Annotated in this window: 20 protein-coding genes; 7 read left to right on the forward strand and 13 right to left on the reverse strand. The window is 28.4% G+C overall.

Going from position 1 to position 21,367, the window contains the following annotated elements:
- Positions 1-682: 682 nt before the first annotated feature.
- The 10 genes from MBORA_RS03025 to MBORA_RS10500 form a co-directional block, all read right to left on the reverse strand.
- Positions 683-1,183: a hypothetical protein gene (locus MBORA_RS03025; protein WP_042693908.1), complete on the reverse strand. Its 501-nt coding sequence runs from the start codon at positions 1,181-1,183 to the stop codon at positions 683-685.
- 4 nt (positions 1,184-1,187) lie between these two features.
- A complete protein-coding gene (locus MBORA_RS03030) occupies positions 1,188-3,779 on the reverse strand; it encodes a DUF5814 domain-containing protein (RefSeq protein WP_063720214.1) in 2,592 nt (863 codons plus the stop codon).
- A 95-nt stretch (positions 3,780-3,874) separates the two neighbouring features.
- On the reverse strand, positions 3,875-4,681 hold the full coding sequence (locus tag MBORA_RS03035; protein ID WP_042694063.1) for a DUF368 domain-containing protein: 807 nt from the start codon (positions 4,679-4,681) through the stop codon (positions 3,875-3,877).
- 136 nt (positions 4,682-4,817) lie between these two features.
- The gene (locus MBORA_RS03040; protein ID WP_042693909.1) at positions 4,818-5,588 is read right to left on the reverse strand and encodes an MIP/aquaporin family protein; all 771 of its coding nucleotides are present in this window, start codon (positions 5,586-5,588) and stop codon (positions 4,818-4,820) included.
- 13 nt (positions 5,589-5,601) lie between these two features.
- Entirely contained in the window at positions 5,602-7,101 is a 1,500-nt protein-coding gene (locus MBORA_RS03045) for a DUF2193 domain-containing protein (RefSeq protein WP_042693911.1), read from the reverse strand.
- Between the two features lie 151 nt (positions 7,102-7,252).
- Complete coding sequence (gene uvrA, locus MBORA_RS03050) at positions 7,253-10,138, reverse strand: excinuclease ABC subunit UvrA (protein ID WP_042693913.1); 2,886 nt, start codon at positions 10,136-10,138, stop codon at positions 7,253-7,255.
- A gap of 102 nt (positions 10,139-10,240) precedes the next feature.
- Positions 10,241-12,202 carry an excinuclease ABC subunit UvrB gene (gene uvrB / locus MBORA_RS03055; RefSeq protein ID WP_042693915.1) on the reverse strand — a complete coding sequence of 654 codons (1,962 nt, stop codon included), beginning with the start codon at positions 12,200-12,202 and terminating at the stop codon, positions 10,241-10,243.
- Between the two features lie 7 nt (positions 12,203-12,209).
- A complete protein-coding gene (locus MBORA_RS03060; RefSeq protein WP_042693917.1) occupies positions 12,210-12,506 on the reverse strand; it encodes a hypothetical protein in 297 nt (98 codons plus the stop codon).
- A gap of 1 nt (position 12,507) precedes the next feature.
- Positions 12,508-13,395 (reverse strand): ribose-phosphate diphosphokinase, encoded by an 888-nt coding sequence (locus MBORA_RS03065; RefSeq protein WP_042693919.1) that lies wholly within the window; start codon positions 13,393-13,395, stop codon positions 12,508-12,510.
- A 463-nt stretch (positions 13,396-13,858) separates the two neighbouring features.
- On the reverse strand, positions 13,859-14,098 hold the full coding sequence (locus MBORA_RS10500; RefSeq protein WP_042693920.1) for a hypothetical protein: 240 nt from the start codon (positions 14,096-14,098) through the stop codon (positions 13,859-13,861).
- A gap of 449 nt (positions 14,099-14,547) precedes the next feature.
- On the opposite strand from MBORA_RS10500, the gene MBORA_RS03075 reads away from it, so the two are divergent.
- Both MBORA_RS03075 and MBORA_RS10210 read left to right on the forward strand, forming a co-directional pair.
- Positions 14,548-15,036, forward strand: coding sequence for a hypothetical protein (locus MBORA_RS03075; protein WP_042693924.1), 489 nt, complete (start codon positions 14,548-14,550; stop codon positions 15,034-15,036).
- A gap of 113 nt (positions 15,037-15,149) precedes the next feature.
- Positions 15,150-15,278 carry a putative zinc-binding protein gene (locus MBORA_RS10210; protein WP_081738388.1) on the forward strand — a complete coding sequence of 43 codons (129 nt, stop codon included), beginning with the start codon at positions 15,150-15,152 and terminating at the stop codon, positions 15,276-15,278.
- Positions 15,279-15,392: 114 nt separating this feature from the next.
- Here the strand turns inward: MBORA_RS10210 and MBORA_RS03080 are convergent, their stop codons facing one another.
- Together MBORA_RS03080 and MBORA_RS03085 are read right to left on the reverse strand one after the other, a co-directional pair.
- Complete coding sequence (locus tag MBORA_RS03080; protein WP_042693926.1) at positions 15,393-15,758, reverse strand: zinc ribbon domain-containing protein; 366 nt, start codon at positions 15,756-15,758, stop codon at positions 15,393-15,395.
- Between the two features lie 32 nt (positions 15,759-15,790).
- Positions 15,791-16,300, reverse strand: a complete 510-nt coding sequence (locus tag MBORA_RS03085; protein ID WP_042693928.1) for a GNAT family N-acetyltransferase — start codon at positions 16,298-16,300, stop codon at positions 15,791-15,793.
- 36 nt (positions 16,301-16,336) lie between these two features.
- On the opposite strand from MBORA_RS03085, the gene MBORA_RS03090 reads away from it, so the two are divergent.
- Together MBORA_RS03090 and MBORA_RS03095 are read left to right on the forward strand one after the other, a co-directional pair.
- Entirely contained in the window at positions 16,337-17,242 is a 906-nt protein-coding gene (locus tag MBORA_RS03090; RefSeq protein ID WP_042693929.1) for an ADP-ribosylglycohydrolase family protein, read from the forward strand.
- Positions 17,229-17,708 (forward strand): hypothetical protein, encoded by a 480-nt coding sequence (locus MBORA_RS03095; RefSeq protein WP_063720216.1) that lies wholly within the window; start codon positions 17,229-17,231, stop codon positions 17,706-17,708. The genes MBORA_RS03090 and MBORA_RS03095 overlap by 14 nt, the downstream gene beginning before the upstream one ends.
- Before the next feature lie 6 nt (positions 17,709-17,714).
- On the opposite strand, the gene lonB is transcribed toward MBORA_RS03095, so the two are convergent.
- A complete protein-coding gene (gene lonB / locus MBORA_RS03100; protein ID WP_042693931.1) occupies positions 17,715-19,685 on the reverse strand; it encodes an ATP-dependent protease LonB in 1,971 nt (656 codons plus the stop codon).
- 283 nt (positions 19,686-19,968) lie between these two features.
- Between lonB and MBORA_RS03105 the strand changes: the two genes are divergently transcribed.
- From MBORA_RS03105 to MBORA_RS10505, 3 genes are all read left to right on the forward strand, one after another.
- Complete coding sequence (locus MBORA_RS03105; protein ID WP_052331830.1) at positions 19,969-20,343, forward strand: hypothetical protein; 375 nt, start codon at positions 19,969-19,971, stop codon at positions 20,341-20,343.
- Entirely contained in the window at positions 20,337-20,708 is a 372-nt protein-coding gene (locus MBORA_RS03110) for a hypothetical protein (protein ID WP_052331831.1), read from the forward strand. Before MBORA_RS03105 ends, MBORA_RS03110 begins: the two co-directional genes overlap by 7 nt.
- Before the next feature lie 236 nt (positions 20,709-20,944).
- Entirely contained in the window at positions 20,945-21,094 is a 150-nt protein-coding gene (locus MBORA_RS10505) for a hypothetical protein (RefSeq protein ID WP_155930824.1), read from the forward strand.
- The last annotated feature ends 273 nt before the right edge of the window (positions 21,095-21,367 follow it).

The following is a 21,367-nucleotide window of genomic DNA, read 5'->3' on the forward strand; positions in this document are numbered from 1 at the left end:
GGAAATACAATGCCCAAAGCACACAAAAAGAAATTCAGAACATTAGAAGGAATATTCAATCAAATAATGCACCAAAAAGATGGCTGGATCGAAAAACGAAAACAAGAGCTAACAAATTGACAGTCCCAACATAATTTTTCTATAAATTTTTAATTTCAACAGCTTAAATATACTATTAATTTAATCAATAATCATAGAATAAAAATTATATATTCCATGTTTATTTACAATTATTTTAAACAAATATTATACATACTCTTCATTAATATAATCATTAATGAATATCAAAGTTACTTCAAAATAATAAAAAGTTTATTAAATACCTCCCGCATAAAAACTTAATGAACATTATTTATACACAATTTATATATATCATTATAATATAAATACTTTGCTAAATGATACTGTAAATTTTATAACGAAAACAGAAATTTACATGATATTTGGAATAATATATTAAAATTGATTGTTAAATCATGAAAGAACAAAAATAATAAATAATATTTTAAAAAAAAACAGTAAAAGCTATAAAAAAAATATAATGATAAAAGAAGAGTAATTTAATCTGTTAAACAATGTTATTTTTAATAATAAAAACTTTTAAAATGAAAAAAGCTTTATTTAAAGATAAAATATTAAAAATAATTATTTAAAATGATAAATACTAAAATCAAAGCTTTATTTAAAAAATAAAGTTTTGTGATTTTTTAAATTTGTAAGATATCTCAAATGAATTTAAAGCTAGAGATTGTAAGACTTCTAATGTGTTTTCATCACATCCAATAATATCCTGCCAATCTTTTTCTAATTTATAAATTTCATCTAAAATTGTTCTCCCTTTATCTGTTAAAATTACATCATATGGAAGTTCATATTCAAAATCTTCATTGATAATTTCAACTAAACCTTTTTTAGCTAATTTAGAGTAATTTTTTAAATATAGTTTTTTATGGATTTTAAAATGAGATGTTTCTTCACCTAACTTTGCATACTGACGAGCTCTAACCTTTTTATGGTGAGGCTTTTCATGCTTGAAAACTCTTTTTAGGAGTTTTATTTGACTTTCATGTAAGTGAATAGATAAATTGCCCCTTATATAATTTATTTTTGAGTCTTCAATTATTCCAACTAGACTTCCAATTTCGTTCATATTTGCAATTACATCTTTATGAGGATGTGTCATTGTCTCACCCATTTTCTACTTTTCTAATCAAATAATTAGTTTTTTTAACAATATTAATTTTGTTAAATGATTCTGCAATTCTTTTAATTGCATCCAAATTTTTAATAAAATTATCTAGCCATGAAAATATATCTCCAAGATAAACCTGAATTTGATATTTTCTAAAAAGTTTATTTGAAATATCTAATGGATCTTTTCCTTTTAAACGTTCATGAATAATAAATTCAGATATTCCTAATTGAAGACACCCACAAAATGGTCTTTCAGCACATTTACATCTTAAATAATCACTTTGAATAGCTATTAAAGCCTCTTTAAATTTAGAATCTATTTTGTCAATAGCTTCTCCTGATGAAATAATATCTAATGTAGAATCCGCAAATAATCTTGTTGAGAATTTAATTTTTAGTGCATTAGCTATTTGATTGTGAACTACACTAGATAAATATACGTTTTCAAATAGTTCTAAGTCAAGAGCCATTGCTAAGATTTTTACTTTTAGTTTGTCATATTTATCTTTATTTTTATATATTGGTGACAATCTAACATGATTTTTTAAATAATTCTTATCAAATAATGCATCACGAATAAATTCTGCATTTTCAATTGATAAAAAAGATATTGAAGTAGCTTTTCCATAGTCAGTTATTTTAAGTTGATTTGAAACTCGATTAATCATTCCTAAATTTTTCAACTCATCAATAGCTACTTTAATACTTATTGGAACATCAATCTTTTTATAATAATCATTTAAATCTTTTATTGTTTTAATAGATTTAGATGAAATATCTGCTAAAATTTGTTCATATGAGCTTTCTTCATCGTATTCTATATATACATCTTCATTATTACTTTCAAGTAAATCTAATGCTTTTGATTCTTCAGATTCTCCCATGAAATCGTTTTTAATTTCTGGAAGCAAGTATACTATTCCTCTATCATGATAAGATGGTCTGCCTGCCCGTCCTAACATTTGTGAAAATTCATTATAATTAATCCAGTTATTTCCCATTATAAGAGAATCAAATATTACTTGTGATGCTGGAAAATCAACTCCTGCTGCTAGAGCTGCTGTTGTAACAACTACGGATAACTTTCCCTTGTCAAAATCTTTTTCTATTTTTTCTTTTTTATAGTAAGATAATCCTGCATGATATGCTGCGACTTTAACTTTTTTATCTTGTAAATAATTAGCTATTTGATGAGTTTTACGTCTTGAATTTGTAAATATTATAGTTTGTCCTCTAAAACCTTTTTTCGATTTTGTATTAAATTCTTTTTGAACTAGCTTTCTGATTAAATGACGTTTTTGAGACTCATTTCTAATATAAACTAAATGCCTTTCTAATGGAACTGGACGATTATCATATTGAACTAATTTCATATTAAATTCATCTGCTAAGAATTGGGGATTTTTAACAGTAGCTGACAATCCAATGATTTGTGTTTGAGGATATAACTTCTTTAAACGTTTTATTAATCCATTTAATCTAGTACCTCTATCCTCATCATCAATCATATGAATTTCATCTATTAATACAACACCTAACTTAGATAAGCTTTTAAAATTACCCAATCTAAGTAAATAATCGATTCCTTCATAAGTAGCAACTACAATATCTGCTTTTTTAACATCACTATCAGGTAAGTTTAGTTCTCCTTTTGCTTTAACTCTATTCCTTCCAACTTTAATAGCTACTTTTAATCCTAATTTTGAATATTTCTTTTTAAAATCACGATACTTTTGATTTGCTAGTGCAACTAATGGAGTTAGAAATATAAATTTTTCACCTTTAAGAGCTTGTCTGATTCCTGCAAGTTCTCCAACAAGAGTTTTTCCACTTCCAGTAGCACTTACAACTAAAAGATCTTCACCTTTTAAAAGCCCTTCTTTAATTGATAAATATTGAACTGGAAGTAGTTTAGTATTTCCTGATTCAATTAAAACTTTTTTAAAGTTTTTTGGAATTTTAAGACGTTTCATATCTGCTTTTGGTATTTTATATCGTGATTTTTTAGTTGTTTTATCAAATAATGTTAAATCTTTATTTTTTAGTGGGTCGAATTTTGGTGAAATTACGGATAAAGTTTTTTCTAAACTATGGGTTTTTTCTAAAATTCTTTTAAGATTTCTAAAAATTTTTTTATCAAAACCTTGTAAGTTAATTTCTTGTTTTATTGTATCAAGAGCACAATCTTTACAAATTAATTGATTATTAAAATTATATGAAAAATCAGAGTTGACAATTGTAATATTTCCATCAAAAGCACAAAAATCACAAACTTTTGTGTGCCTTACTTTAATATTTAATGATTCAAGATATTCTTCAATTTTTTCATCTTTTGATGCCAAAAAAACTGCTTGGCTTCTTAAAAGTTTTATTACTTCCTGAGGAGGAATTAATTTTTCATTTAAAGTAGAATTATCATTATAATTATAATCAGCTATAAAACGAGTGATATTTATTGATTCACCATCACTTTTAAATTTAATAGTTCCAACATATTCAACTTCTCTTTTTGTATTTAAAGCCCCTTTTGGTGAACCAATTGGATATAATCTCCACTGTTTTTTAACTTTTTTTAAAACTAACATTGTTATATATTTTATTTTTAATTGTTAATAAATTTTTAATGCATAAATGGTATCTAACATATACATTAATTAATTTATGTACTAAAAAACAAATTTTAATCGAATTTAGTTTCAAGTATAATTATAATTACAAATGCTATAATAGCTATAATAAGACATGTGAAAGCGGAAAAAATACCACTAACAGATGATACTACAACAGAAGCGGGTATTTTTAATGTACCAAGCATTATTCCAATGAGAAATGCCATTGTTATTTCTTCATGATTTTTAACCAAGAAATTTAAAATTTTTGAAAACCCCAAAATTCCAATAACTGCTCCCACTAAAAATACTATAATTTCACTTAAATGTACTTCGCGAAGAGCATTTAACATGTATTTATACTGTCCCAATAAGACTAAAAGAAATGATCCAGAGATTCCTGGTAAAATCATTGCACAAACTGCAATAAGGCCTGAAACAAATAAGACTGGAAGGGAATGATTAGCTGCAATAGGATTTATGCTCACAAAAATATATGCTGAAATAAATCCTAAAAAGGCAAAAAGAACGTTTTTAATTGTAATTTGATCTAATTTTTTAAATAAGATATACGCAGAAGCAATAATTAATCCTAAAAAAAATGAATATGTTAAAGCGGCATGAAAATCCATACAATATGTAATAAAACTAGAAAGTGAAAGTAAAGCACATGCAATACCTAATCCTAAAGGTATAAAAAATTTGAAATCAATTTCTTCAAGTAGCTTATCCCAAAAACCTGTTAAGTCAAGTTTTAATAGTGGTTTTAAAAATCCAAATCGGATTTTACTAATTGCACCTACTAAATGTGCATAAATTCCTGTAATTAAAGCTATTGTTCCACCAGACACGCCAGGAACAATATCAGCAGAACCCATAAGAATTCCACGGACAAAAATTAAAAATGCTTCTTTAATATCAAAGTTCATTAAATCTCCTCTTAACTAATATTATCATGCATTAAATAAATACTTTATCAATAAAAAAAAAGAAGGGTAAAAATACCCTTTAAATTTATTCTCTAAATGGTTGTGGAAGTTCACAAACATCTGTACCTTTAGCTAGATATTGATATACTAAAGCAGCACAAATTCCACCTAAAATAGGGCCAATTAAATAAATTGGGAAGAAAATCCATAAATTAGCACCGCCTAAAAGCATATCCATAAAATAGGGACCAAAAGTACGAGCTGGATTAATTGAAGCACCAGTAAATGCCCCTAAAACAGCAATAACAGCTGTTACAGTCATTCCAATTGAAATACCTGCAAAACCAGGTTCTGCTTTTTTATCAATAGCAACACCCATAACAACTATTACCAAGAAGAATGTTCCTAAAAATTCAGCAAACATTGCTTGAAGATAACTTACGCCTAATCCAGGTGCAGTTGCTCCTAAACCTCCAATAAGAACTGCAGGAGCACCTAAACATAAATACAATGCTAAACTTCCTAAACATGCTCCAATAACTTGTCCTATAATATAATACAAACTATCAATTAAGTTTATATTTTTAGAAACTAATAATCCTATTGTTACTGCAGGATTTAAATGAGCACCGGAAATTTTTCCAAATAAATAAATACAAACCATTACAGTTAAACCAAATACTAAAGCTATTGCAATCCAGTCTCCAAGACCTCCTAAAATTCCAATACCTACATTATTGGGATTTATTGAATCTGAAATCAGCAAAGTTACAACTGCAGAACCTGTTCCAAAAAATACTAAAAAGAATGTTCCTAAAAGTTCAGCAAGAAACTTTTTTTGAATATTGCAAGTCATAGTTACCCCTTAATTAAACAGCTTCTCTCCATTGACAGTATTCATGTTTATTATCTACTAATGAAGATGCTGCACAATTTTTACAACCCCTTACTGGAGAACCTGGAAGATTTTTATCTAATGCAATAACATTAGTCATCATAGTAGCTGTAATAGGTTCTGAAGTAAGTAAACAAGGATAATCAGCTAATCTCATAAGAGATGAGAATCTAACTGTTATAGCACATGCAGGATAGGTGTATCTTTGTGGATTCATAATTATTTCATTTTCTAAAATAGGACCTAAATCAACATCCAAATCACTGATTTTTGGAACTAAATCTGTTTTTAAACCAGCCCTATATTTACGGGCATCTGAGATTGCATTAAATCCTCTGTAAATCATATCCATAAAGTCACAATTGTGTAACTCAGCAGCTGCTCCTCTTGTAGGATATAATTGAACATAGTTATGGTATCTTTTAGATAATAAATCAACCACCATTGGTGCATTAAATCCATCTAATTCTAAAATATATTCTGATGCACAAGCAGCTGAACCAGTAGCTAAACTTAATACATTAAATGCATGCTTATAATTGTCTAAATTGTTTGTTAAAGAACTTTCAATAACCTCAGCAACTGTTTGTACAATTGCAAGGGTAACATCATCTTTACACATATTATAAGTAGATTGACCAATATGATGCCCAATATCTCCAACACAGTATGCTGGTACAGTTACAATATTTCCATAGTGCACTTCATCATCCATTGCAGATTTTACTGTAGAAGTCATTTTCTTTTTATATTTGTTCATATAATCTCTTACATCAAAAGAAGAATGCTTTGAATCATCCATTAATTTCCCTTGAGCTTCGATAGAATTTTTATAGATGTCTTGTAATATAGCTATTTCTTTTTCTGTTGCTTCACTTGCAGTTGCACCAGATTCTATGGCATTAGCAAATACATCGCCTATACCATAAGATGTATTCATACCCCATGATTTAGCAGATAAAATAGCTTGTTTATGGAGGAGTGGAATATCAGTTTTTTGTAAAATTTGATTTACAACATTACTAGTACTTCCTGGCATTAAAGCAAAATCCACTACACAAGTAGGTCCATAAAAACCACCATATCTTCTAATTGATTCACGAGCTATTAAAGCTTCACAATCCGCTATAGCCTGTACAAATTTATCTATACTATCTGCAAATTTACCATCTTCCTCACATAAAATTTCTAAAACTGGAGGAGTTTGGAAATGTTCAATAAATGGATCATCTTCAGATACAATAGTATCAGTTATTGAAGATAATACATCGAAATGACTTTCAACAGATTTTTTGTGCAAATTTATTACAGACTCTGCTTGAATATCTAGTGCTTTCATCTTTGAAACAGCATCAGCATATGGTTTAGCATCACTGATTTTAAAGCTGTTATACCTGTTTTTTGAGATTACCTCAATGTCTGCTTTTTGAGCAGCCATAGCCTCTGAAATCATTTTTTCATATAACTCTCTCATAGTATCACCACTATAAAATAGTTTATCAATATTAATTAATAACTTTATTGATATGTTTTTAACAAAAAAGAATAAAAATATTTTAAAAAAAAAGAAATTTTAATAAACAAATTTTAAAAAGTTTATTAAAAATATTAATAAAATAATAAATTTACTTGGAAACTTTTATGTCAATTAACTCTTTTGCATAAGGAGTTATATTTTCATTTAAAATCTTTTCTAAAAATTGACCAGTATAAGTACCACTTTTAGCAATTTCTTCTGGAGTTCCACTAGCTATTACTTGACCTCCACCATCTCCTCCTTCAGGACCTAAATCAATAATATGATCTGCTGTTTTAATTACATCTAAATTATGTTCAATTACAACAACAGAATTACCTGCATCGGTTAGGCGAGCTAAAACTTCTAAAAGCTTTTTAATATCATCAAAATGAAGCCCAGTAGTTGGTTCATCTAAAATATACAATGTTTTACCAGTACTTGTTCTTGATAATTCTTTAGCTAATTTAATTCTTTGAGCTTCACCACCTGACAATGTTGTAGCAGGTTGTCCTATTTTCATGTAACCTAACCCTACATCGTATAAGGTTTGTAATTTCTTATTAATTTTTGGAATATGTTCAAAGAATTCTAAAGCTTCTTCAACTGTCATTTCTAAAACTTCATAGATATTTTTACCTTTATATCTAATATCTAAAGTCTCTTCATTGTATCGTTTACCACCACACACTTCACATGGAACATATACATCAGCTAAAAAGTGCATTTCAATTTGTACAATTCCATCACCAGAACAAGCTTCGCATCTTCCACCTTTTACATTAAAACTAAATCTTCCAGGCTTATATCCTCTTGCTTTAGCTTCTGGAGTTTGTGCAAATAAATCACGAATATCTGTAAACACTCCTGTATATGTAGCAGGGTTAGATCTTGGAGTTCTACCAATTGGTTTTTGATCAATAGCTATGATTTTATCAATATTCTCAGTTCCTTCAATCTCATCATATTTTCCTGCAAAAGTAAATTTACGAGCAAATTTACCATGAATTCCCTTATATAATATTTCATTAATTAAGCTACTTTTACCAGAACCACTTACACCTGTAACACAAGTAAATTTACCCAATGGAATTTCAACATCAATATCTTTTAAATTATTTTGTTTTGCTCCAACTATTTTAATAAAATTACCATTTCCTTCACGGCGAGTTTTAGGAACATTAATTTTTAGTTTTCTAGATATATATTGGCCAGTAATAGACTCTGGAGTTTCCATGATTTCTTTTGGTGTTCCCTGAGCTACAATTTTACCACCATGTTCTCCTGCTCCAGGACCAATATCTACAACATAATCAGCAGATAATATTGTTTCTTCATCATGTTCTACAACAACTAATGTATTTCCTAAATCTTTAAGTCTTTTTAGTGTTTTAATAAGCTTAACATTATCTCTTTGATGAAGTCCTATACTTGGTTCATCTAAAATATATAATACTCCTACTAAACCTGAACCTATTTGAGTAGCTAGTCTAATCCTTTGAGCTTCACCGCCAGATAATGTACCTGAAGATCTAGACATTGACAAGTAATCTAATCCTACATCAACTAAAAATCTTAAACGAGCATTTATTTCTTTTAAAACTTCTTTAGCAATGAATATTTCCCTATCGGTAAGTTTTAATTCTTGGAAAAATTTATATGAATCTTTAAGTGATAAATCACAAACATCAGCAATTGATTTTCCACCAACAGTAACTGCTAATGCTTCTGGACGTAATCTCTTACCATCACAAACATGACATTTTCTATCACTCATAAATTTTGAGATATATTTTCTTGAATAGTTTGATTTTGTTTCAAAGTATAATCTCTCCATTCTTGGAATAACACCTTCAAATTTACGATTAACCATATATGATTTATTTCTACGTTTAAATGAAAATGGAATTTTATCATCACAACCATATAGTAATATGGTTTGGTGTTTGCTTGATAATTCATTAAATGGAGTGTCCATACTGAATTTGAAATGATTAGATACTGCTTCGAGCATTTGATAGTAATAATTTTCTTTTTTAGTTGAGCTAGCCCATGGAGCAATAGCTCCTTCATTTAAACTTAAATTCCTATTTGGAACTATTAAATCCGGATCCATCTCCATTTTAGAACCAATACCATTACATTCAGGACAAGCTCCTTGAGGAGCATTGAAAGAAAACATTCTAGGAGATAATTCTTCAAAGTTTAATCCACAATCAACACAAGCAAAATGTTCTGAATATTTTTTTTCATATTCTTCTTTGCCTGAAAATAAAACAGTGATTAAACCATCACTAAACTCAGATGCAGTTTCAAGAGAATCAACAAGTCTCCTTTTAAAGTCAACGCCTTTTCTAATTTTAAGCCTATCTACTACAACATCTATACTATGCCTATAGGTTTTTGCAAGTTTAATATCTTCATCTAATTGCTTAATTTCCCCATCAACTCTTACACGGATGAATCCTTTATTTCTTAAATCTTCTAATACATCTTTGTGTTGTCCTTTTTTATCACGAACCACTGGAGAGAGAATATGAATTTTTAATCCTTCACCTTCTTCGATAATATTATCTCCAATTTGACCAATAGTCTGATTAGATATTTCTTTACCACAATTAGGACAGTGGGGAACTCCAATTCGTGCAAAAAGTAATCTTAAATAATCATAAACCTCAGTAATTGTTCCAACAGTAGATCTTGGATTTTCTCTTGTTGTTTTTTGATCAATTGAAATAGCTGGAGATAAACCCTCTATATAATCCATTTCTGGTTTTTTCATTTGTCCTAAAAATTGTCTTGCATAAGCTGATAATGATTCAACATATCTACGCTGTCCTTCAGCATAAATAGTATCAAAAGCAAGAGAAGACTTACCAGATCCACTTAAACCTGTAACTACAATAAATTCATCACGAGGTACGCAAACATCAATATTTTGTAGATTATGTTCACGTGCACCTTTAATGACAATTTGTTTTTTATCTTCTGCCATGATAATCTCCCCCAATAAAATATAATAATATTAATATTATGACATCATATCATATAAAGTTTTAATAAGAGCGAATGAAAAGTAATTTATAATTAAGTCAAATTATTCTTTATCCATACCACGAAGAGCAAATAATTTATTTCTTAAATCAGCAGCCCGTTCAAAATCAAGTCTAGAAGCTGCATCTTTCATATCTTGCTCTAAGTCATTAATTAATAATTTAAGCTCATCTTTTGGTATTTTAGATACATCACTAATTGCACCATCATATTTAGTATTTTCTGAAGTTTTTTCTTTTAAAGTCCTTTTAGTTGATTTAGGTGTAATTCCATGTTCTTCATTGTATTTCATTTGTAGCCGGCGTCTTTTAAGTGTAATATCATATGCATTTTTTACAGAATCAGTCATATCATCAACATACATTATTACTCGACCATTTACATTTCTTGCAGCCCTTCCAATAGTTTGTATTAAAGATGTTTGATTTCTTAAAAATCCTTCTTTATCTGCATCTAAAATGGCTACAAGAGATACCTCTGGTAAATCAAGGCCTTCTCTTAATAAATTTACCCCAACAAGCACATCGAATGTTCCTCTTCTTAAATCATCCACGATTTCAATTCTCTCTAATGTATCTATTTCTGAATGCATATACCTTACTTTAACACCAATTCTTGCATAATAATCCGTTAAATCTTCAGCCATTCTTTTTGTTAAAGTAGTAACTAAAACTCTTTCATCCTTAGATATTTTTCGAACTTCACTAAGTAAATCTTCAACCTGACCTTCAACCGGCCTTATTATTACTTCAGGATCCACTAAACCAGTAGGTCGTATAATTTGTTCAACAACATTTCTAGATTTTGCAAGCTCATAAGGACCTGGTGTTGCTGAGACATAAATAACATCCTGAACAGAAGATTCAAATTCATCAAACCTTAAAGGTCTATTTTCTTTAGCTGAAGGAAGCCTAAAACCATATTCAACTAATGTTTCTTTACGAGCTCTATCTCCATTATACATGCCTCTAATTTGTGGAATAGTCACGTGCGACTCATCAATGATTGTTAAAAAATCGTCTGGAAAGTATTTTAAAAGAGAATAAGGTTTTTCACCCCATTTTCTCCCAGATAAATGCATAGAATAATTTTCAATTCCTGGACAATATCCCATTTCAAGAAGCATTTCAATATCAAAACGTGTTCTTTGTTCTAATCTTTGAGCTTCAACTAGTTTATTAGCTAAATTAAGTTCATTAAGACGTTCATCAAGTTCTTGGGAAATATCTCTAATAGCTACATCCATTCTATCTTGTCCAACAACAAAATGCTTTGCAGGATAAATCATGTAACGTGGAAGATTTTCTAATTTTTTACCAGTGATTTTATCAATAATACTAATTGCATCGATTTCATCCCCAAATAGCTCGACTCTTATAGGTGGAGTCCCATGAACTGGATTTATTTCAATAACATCTCCTCGAACTCTAAATTGACCTCTGTCAAATTCAATATCATTACGTTCATATTGCATAAAAACTAATCGTGATAAAATCTCAGACCTTTCATAAATATCTCCAACTGCAATTCCAAATGCAAATTCACCATAATCCTCAGGTGAACCAATACCATAAATACAACTTACACTACTAACAACAATAACATCATCTCTTGATAAAAGTGATTGTGTTGCTGAGTGCCTCATCATATCTATTTCTTCATTAATAGATGCTTCCTTATCTATAAAAGTATCTGTACGAGGCACATAAGCTTCAGGTTGATAATAATCATAATAACTAACAAAATATTCAACTGCATTATCTGGAAAAAATTCTTTAAATTCTTCGTATAATTGTGCAGCTAATGTTTTATTATGTGAAATAACAAGAGTTGGTTTTTGAACTTTTTCAATAACATTAGCCATAGTAAAAGTCTTACCTGAACCAGTAACACCTAAAAGAGTTTGTTCCCTAATACCTCTATTAATACCCTCCACTAATGAATTAATAGCTTTTGGTTGGTCACCTAATGGCGTATAAGCTGAATTGAGTTTAAATTCTTTCATAAAAATCTTAATCGGTTATAGAAATATTGAAACTAATATGAAAATGCTTTGGAGCACAACAAGGAACAACTTTTTGATCTCTTATTGTTAATTTTCCATATCTTTTAAGTTGTTTTTCTAACTCGCTTTTAATTGGATTTAAGTTTTTCTCATCAAAAACTTTTAAAGAACCTAAAAAAGTAGTTTCATCTCCCATACGCATTATTGAAATATTTTCAACAAAATCAGGTTCTGAATAATTGATTAATAAATCATTTGCTATTTTTATAAGCTCTTCTTTGATTAGTTCTTTATTTATTGTCATTTTATTCCCTTAAAACATTTGCAATACTTTTAGATAATGAAATTCTTGAAGTATCAGAAGATAAACTGTTTGTTGCTATAATCTTACCTGCACCTGCAGAATATATTTTAACAGCACCATTATTAGCTAAAACAGCATGAACACAACAAACATCAATGGACTTTGCACCATTTTCTTTTAAAATATTAATTGCATTTACAATAGTTCCACCAGTAGATATAATATCATCTACTATAATAGCTGGTTTACTTTTAACATCTTCCATTCCTTTCTCATCAACAATTTTAGTTTCCACCTTATCTGGACCAAAACGAACTTTCGATAGGTATGTGGCATCAGTATCTAAGATTTCTGCAATTTCTTTGGCAAATACAAATGCACTTTTATCAGGAGCAACAATTAAAGGTTTTTCACCTAATTTTTTAGTATATTTTTTATTTAAATACTCAGCTATTGCAGGCATTGCAGAAATGTTTCTAGCTTTAATATTAAAAAAATCCAAAACACATTCTTCATGAATATTAAACGTGATAAACTCGTCTGCACCAGCTGATTCGATTAAATTTGTTACTATTTTTGCAGACACTGCTTCTCCATCATTAAAACGTCTTTCTTGACGTGCATAACCTAAATATGGAATTACAACACGAACTTTTTTAGCTCCTAAATCTTTAAGATTAGAAATTGTAAATAATAATTCCATTAAGTTTTCATCTTGAGGATATCCAGTAGATTGGATAATGGTTACTTCCTCTTCAATTTTCCCATTAATACGTAAATATCTCTCCCCATCTGGGAATTTTTTAGTTTCTACATAACATAATTCTTCACCAAGTTCACGGGCTACTTGAGCTGCTAAATCTTGTGAAGCTGAACCACCTATAATCACAATATCACCAATAATTTATTCAATTAAATTTATGTATCTAATTATTAAAAAATTATGCGGTTACTTATTAAAATACACATTTTTTAAACCAAACAATATACTTATCATACTGCCATCTGAATAAATACCGCGAGGTAAGGAATTGTCAGAAATAGGATACACAATAAATGTGTTTTATCAAGTTAAAAAAGACATATTCAAAAGATTAAATAATTTGGATTATCAGGCGTTAATTGTTGTATTTGATAAATAAAACATGTATAAAATTGATTATGGACATGATATTTTAGCTTCACAACTAGCAAAAATAATCACTATTGATGAAAAAACAACAATTTATTCATTATTAAAAACTAATAAAATAAACACCTAGTATTAACAATAAACACTTAATATTATAATAATAACAAAATAAGTATTTTTAGAAAAATCTTAGGTTTACGACATTGCAAAGTTTATAGTACTATTTTTCAGAATTATACTCTTTATATCTTACAAAAAATGTTGCAGCTATTGAAATAGGAACCATGATAAATCTAAAATCAAATAACCAACTATCTAAATACACAGAATAAATTGAAAAAATAATCCCAAAAATTGTAATTCCTACAATAAAATAATCTGCATTTTTATAATTTTTCTTATTTAATGCAGTTAAAAAACATGCGAATAACAATGATGAAATAGCAATTAATAAAGACATGATTAAATCAAAAAAAATCCCCAATATTAAATATAATTCATATAGAATTAATACGTCCAAAAAATAATTTTTTTTATCATTAAAAAAGGAGCATACAATTAATAAAAAAAGAATTATAATATTTATTATGTTAAAAATAGGAAACTGTCTTTTAAAAATAAATTCAATTAAAGAAAATCCAAACTCTGTGCAATAATCATATAAAGACCAAACAGACAGAACAAGTGCACTTATTACAATAATCGATTGAATAAAAAACCTCCAATCAAATTTTTCACCAATACCAAGATTATATAATACTCTTCTAATACTCATCAAGAACACCTATAAAAAAAATTAATTGAATAATCTTATAATTAAATATATTAATAGTTATAAATAAATAAGATGTTTCTAGTAATGTAGCAGTATAGTTAATTTATTAATACTTAAATTATAAATCTAAAAATATGAAAAATAGAAAGTTAATACTTGGAATAATTCCTATAATAATTATCGTATTTTTATTATTTACAGCTATAAGCCCAATTTTATTTATAGCAGAAGATACAACAGAAGGAGATCCTGGTATTGATATGGCTGCTAAGTTTAGTATAATTGGAGGATTTAATTGGATTTATCCTGGTGATTCCGTTAATGCTGAAGGTCAAACATTACATAATATCCATTTAAATGATCCTCAAGACCCCTATGGTGCAGCTCGAGATATAATTTCTTATACTTATCATTTTACACCCCATATAATTGTTAGTGTTAATGACATAGCTGCAGCAGACATATTCGGTTCTGATATTCTAGATAGTATTCGTGAATATGATTGGGGTCAAGGAATGGATAGGGGAGATGCATCTTCCCAAGCAATGGCTGATAGTGGAATTAACATTTTTGCAATACCTCTACATTTATTAACTGGAAATATAAAAATTTTTATTGTGTGATTCTCTGGTAGATAGAATAGCCCTTGCACATGTAAATGAGTACAAATGGATTAGTTGGAAGAGTAGCTTCTAGAGATGCTAAAAAAAGAAAATAAAACATTATTCCAATATGTATGGGTTCAACATCAGCAGATATTGAAGATAAAAACAATTATATGCTTAAAAAATTCCAAATAATTGCTATAAATGGATGTGGCGAAAAGTGTGTTAATAAAATTCTAAAATCAAAAGGAATTAACTGAATAAAAGCATAGCTATTTTTGAAATTCTTGAAAAGAAAATATTTCAAGGACCATTTTAGATTTAGTGAAAGTGGAGAAAAATGTCTTAGTTTAGTTAAAGAAGAAATTCAAAATCTAGTGAAAAATTATGTAAAATGATAAAGCTACACCAATAAGTGAAATCAACAATTGAATGTATCCATGATATCTAAGTTTCTTTGATTTTGACTGAAGTAAATAAAAAGGCATGAAAAATCCAAAGAATGTAAATGCACTCATAGCTGTATTTTTAGAAACTAAACCTACTACAAAACCACTCCATGAAAAAAATATTGTTACAATGTAAGATAATATTAATGCACCGCTATGAACATCTGGTTCAGAATCATAAACATAAAATTGTTTAAGTTGAACATCCTCAACAAGAGGCTTTCCACATTTAGCACAAAAATCATAGGAATCTTGATTTTCAAAATTGCAATTTTTACATATCCTTGTCATATATTAGACTATATTTAAAATAATATATAATATTATTTTTTTAAAATTACAGCTACTTCATCAAATTCATATCCTAAATAATTAATGTTTTTAAGTTCCGTGTAATAGCTAAAACCTAATTTCTCTAAAACTCTTTTTGATTGAGTGTTGTCTTTTCTATAAGTTGCATAAATCTGTTTAATATCTAAATCATTAAAAGCATGATTGATTAATAATTTAGACGCTCTAGTAGCAATTCCACGATTCCAATACTCTTCCCCAACCCAATACCCAAGTTCTGCTGAGCCATCACCCCAATAATGATTGCAATCAGGATGAATTAAAAGACCAACACAACCAATAGCTACATCATTAAATACTATTGCATATGTTTCTTTTTTAGAAAATACTGTTTTAATTATATTTAAACTATATTCAACATTTTTATGTGGTGGCCAACCTGCAATTGGACCTATTTTTGGATTTTTAGCATAATTATACAAATCTTCTGCATCACTTTCTAACCATTCCCTTAAAATAAAATCATCAGATTTTAAAATCATAATTTTAATTTATGATTAATACCATACAAATAAATTATGAAAGTAAAAGATGGAATTTGTGGATTAATTGTAGGAGATGCATTAGGTGTTCCTGTTGAATTTAAATTAAGAGAATACCTTGAAACACATCCCGTTACTGATATGATAGGTTATGGTACTTATAATCAACCTCCAGGAACTTTTTCTGACGATTCATCTATGACAATAGCTACAATGGCAAGTATTGTTAATAAAAAAGCCATCGATTATGAAGATATACAACATGAGTTTTCATTGTGGATTTTTAAATCAAAATACACACCTTACGGTGAAACATTTGACTTTGGAAATACAACAAGTTATGCATTAATGAAATATAAGCAAGGAATACCTGCTCTTGAATGTGGATGTGGTGATGAAAGAGATAATGGAAATGGATCACTAATGAGGATATTGCCATTAGCTTTTATTCCTGATATAGACTATGAAACAATTGAAAATGTAAGTGGATTGACTCATAGTCATGAAAGATCAAAAATATCTTGTGTATTTTATATCTTAATAGCTAAATCTATGCTTGAAAATGATTTAAGTATTAATGAACATGTTAAACTTGCAGGTGATAAAATTAAAAGTTATTATAAAAATTCAAATGAATTACATCATTTTAATCGCATATTTAATGACAATATCAAAACTGTATCAAGTAGAGGTTACGTAATTGACACTTTTGAAAGTGTAATTTATTGTTTAAAAAATACTGATAATTACAAAGATGCAGTGTTAAAAGCTGTTAATTTAGGTGGGGATACAGACACTATAGCTGCTATTTGTGGTGGGCTTGCAGGAATTTATTATGGTTTTGATGATATTCCTATAGATTGGCTTAGACAAATTACTAAAATTGATAAAGTCTATTCATTATGTGAAAAATACGAGGAGTTTATTAATGAATATTATTAAAACTATCAAAAATATTAGAGCTACATGTGATGATTATATCGACCCTGATTTAGTAGCTACTGTGATTTATCATGATAATTACATTGGCACAAATAATATCCTTGATTTAAAAAAATATGATATTAATAGTAATGACAACTATGAAAAACGAGTTTTAAAAGTATTAAATCATGAAAACATCTTCATAACTCTTGGAATGCTTGCTTTTATTCCAATTTTAAATGAATGTGACATATATTCCACTGAAGATTACTCAATTAAGCTAACACAAGAAGAATTTGATAAATATGGTGATTTAAAAGAAGAATACTTTGGAATTTTAATTAAAAAAGATTGCAATGATTTAATAATTGGTAGTTGTGATTTATGTGGATGTAAAATTGATTCTTCATTTAGAGAAATTAAAAAAAGTGAAGATAACTTTTATAAAAAATTAAAAGAAATAGCTTTAAAAAAAATTAATTAAATCCAACTAATTAGTAGTTGGATTATTAATAGATGTTTTTGGAACTTTTTCTACTACTTTAGAACCAATGTTTTTCATTTTTTCAATTAAAGTGTCTTTTTTACTTCCACTAATTAAAATATTTTCTAAAACATCACTTAAGGTTTCTGTTGGAATAACTTCAATCATGTCTTTATATTTTTTCTCAAGCATGACATCTTTTAAGTTAGATTTAGGAATCAATACTTTTTTCATTCCAGCTTCAGCAGCAGCTTCAATTTTAGCAGTTGCACCACCAATAGGCATTACATCTCCACGTACATTAAGTGAACCTGTTAATGCAATTGTTTGATCGATTGGAATTTCTTCAACAGCAGAAATAACTGCAGTAGCTATTGATACACTAGCCGAATCTCCTTCAACACCATCGTAAGTTTGAATAAATTGAACATGAATATCATAATCAGAAATATTCTTGTTGGTGTATTTTTTAATTAAAGCGCTTACATTTTGAACTGATTCTTTAGCAATTTCACCAAGTTTACCTGTAGCTATTATTTGACCACCATTTTTAGATTGGGATGGAGCAGCTTCAGCAGCAATAGGGGAAACTATACCACTTCTATCTCCAATAACAGCCAATCCATTCACAAGACCTATTCTTCCACCTTCAGCATTAACCATACTGTATTGTTTTCTTTGAATGATAGATCTATCAGCTATTTGTTGTTCAAGAGTTCTTGCGAATTTTTTAGCTTCGAATACATGTTCAGCAGTTACTAAATTATCTCCTTTTTCAATAGCTACATCACCTGCAGATCTTACAAGTCCACCAAGGTCTCTTAATTTTAAAGTTAAAGCATCTTGACGACCAGATCTACGTTTAGCTTCCATGATAATTTCATTTATTGCATCTGGTGCAAAGTGAGGGATTCTTCCATCGTTTTTAACTTCCTGAGCTACAAATTGAACTAATTTTTTCCTATTTTCTTCTGTATCATCCATGTGGTCTTTCATGAATATTTCATAACCGTATCCTCTGATTCTAGACCTCATAGCAATATGCATTCCTTCTAAAACTTGCAAGTTTCCTGAAGCTACTAAAACAAAATCACACGGTACTGATTGGGATCTTACCATTGCCCCACTTGAGTTTTCACTTTGGCCCGTAATAGCATATTTTTTCTCTTGCATTGCAGATAATAACTCTTGTTGAGTTTTCATAGACATTGTACCCATTTCATCAATATATAAAACTCCTTTGTGAGCTTTATGAATCATACCTGCTTCTACACGTTCATGTGCTGGGGTTCCAAGACCTCCTGATTGATATGGGTCGTGACGTACATCTCCTAAAAGAGCTCCTGCATGAGCACCAGTCCCATCCATAAATGGAGCAAATCTGTTTTCTTCATTATTTACAAGTAATTTAGGAGCTGCATTATTAGATTTAGGTTTAATTTGAAGTGAAATTAATAATATTAATGCTGCAGCAATAATTGCTTCAAGCAATCTTCCATACATAAATCCAATAACAACAACAGCTGCAATTGCAAACATAGTAATCATTGTTTTTCTCTCTTCATGCCCCTTTGCAGACCCTCTATTTACCTTTACAATTTTTTTACCTTCACCTGCAGGTACTGTTCTAATTAAAGGATGATTATTATCTTCAATGTTAGGATATACTAAAATATCTTGGAGAGTTTCATGAGGTAATATTTGTGCCATACCTTTCGCAAGCATAGATTTACCTACACCTGGGTCTCCTATTAATAAAACATTCCTTCTTTGTTTAGCTGCTTTTTTAATAGTTTCAATTGACTCTTCATGTCCAATTACTTGATCTATTAATAAAGGAGGAACTTCAATATCTTCAGAACTTTTAATATAATCATAATCTAACATCGGTTTAGTTTCTTCATTAGAGCTGTTTTCTGTCTCTGCTCCAACTTCTTCTAAAGAATCATCTATTGATTCTTGTTCTTCAAATTTCATAAAATAAACCTCCTGTTTATCACTAAAATATATTGATTTTATATTTTTTAAATATTATTATTGTTTATACATATAAAAACTTTTCTATTTTAGTAAATAAAAGTTATTAAAAGATTTAAATTTTCGAATACTTTTTTCTCCATAAGCACTATTAATTTTTATTAATAATGTTAAAAATAGTTATTTACCAGTACCTATTAGTTTCAAAGACTTAATTGATAAAGAAATAATAAAACAATCTTTAGAAATAACAACTCCATTACTTCAAGCCATAATATTATTCATGGTTTCAAGTGGTTGCAGTAGAAGAGAAACTTTAAATCTTACTATTGCTGACTATATAAAAAGCGTATCAGATTATATAAATCAAGTTGATTTTTATGAAATATTAAAATTCTTAGTGGATAATGAAGATGTAGTTCCAACTTTTCGTTTAAAACGTCAGAAAACTAATAAATATTATTATACTTTCTGTAGCCCTGAAGCCTCTCAAAAAATTGCATATTATTTAATAATTCGTTGTCATAACAAATATGATCTTAAAGAACCATTATTTGATATTGGTTTACATCATATTAGTACAAAGTTTGCTCAAATAAATGACCATTTAGGATTGGTAAAAAAGGAACATACAATAGATTTAGACCTCATATGTTAAGGAAGTTTCATGCTTCAGCATTACTGAATGATGGTATGAGTAAAGATGATGTTAATAGTATGCAAGGAAAATCAAAAACAAAAACTGACGAATCATATTTTTTTGATGATCCTGATAAACTTAAACAAAAATATATTCAACACTTAAGTGCAGTCACTATTAATTCTGAAGTTAATAGTTTAGATGTTAAAAGTCCTGAGTTTGTTAAACTTGAAGAGGAAAATAAGAAAAAAGATGATGTTATTAGTAAATATGAAGATTTTGTTGATAATATTGATGATCGTATTAATAAAAAAATACAGGATACAATTAAAAAGTCATCTGCTTTTGTGAGTGATGATGAGTTTGAGGAGTTATTTTCGTGATAAATGTTGTTTTCATGTTTTTGATTAATTTTTTATTATTTTCATTGAACGCTTGATTTTCAAACACATTGTCTTTCATTTTTCACACATGAACAAATAAACATGTTTTTAATTAAAATACTGAACAATAAACTTTCATTATAGAAAATATTTGAATAGTAACATTTATTAACATTTAAAACAAAAAAATTAAAACTAAGAAAAAAATCATGATAAAAAAACTGAGGATATTAATTATGGAGACTAAAAAAATAATTATAATATTAATAATTACTTGCATTATAGTCGCAGGAGCAACATATATACTAACAGATAATACTCCTATCAACAAAACACAAGCAAAACAACACAACAAATATTACAGAAAATACTACAACAAACATTAAAAATAAAACAATAAATTCAACTGCAAGTGATGAACCCGTAGTTACTAATACAGAAAAATCAAGTTACAGTTCCTCTTCAGATGAACCTGAATACGGATCTGATGATTATGTTAAAAAATGAGATAAATCCCAAAAAGGAGATGGTGATTGGGCCTATCATCATGATCAACCAGTAAAAAAAGAAAATGGACATGAATATGTAAGAATTTATGGTTCAGAAAAAGGTAAATCTTATTGGGATCAAATTGATAAAGATTACGAATAAAATATTAA

Origin of the sequence: Methanobrevibacter oralis, from assembly GCF_001639275.1 — an archaeon.
Lineage (GTDB): Archaea > Methanobacteriota > Methanobacteria > Methanobacteriales > Methanobacteriaceae > Methanocatella > Methanocatella oralis.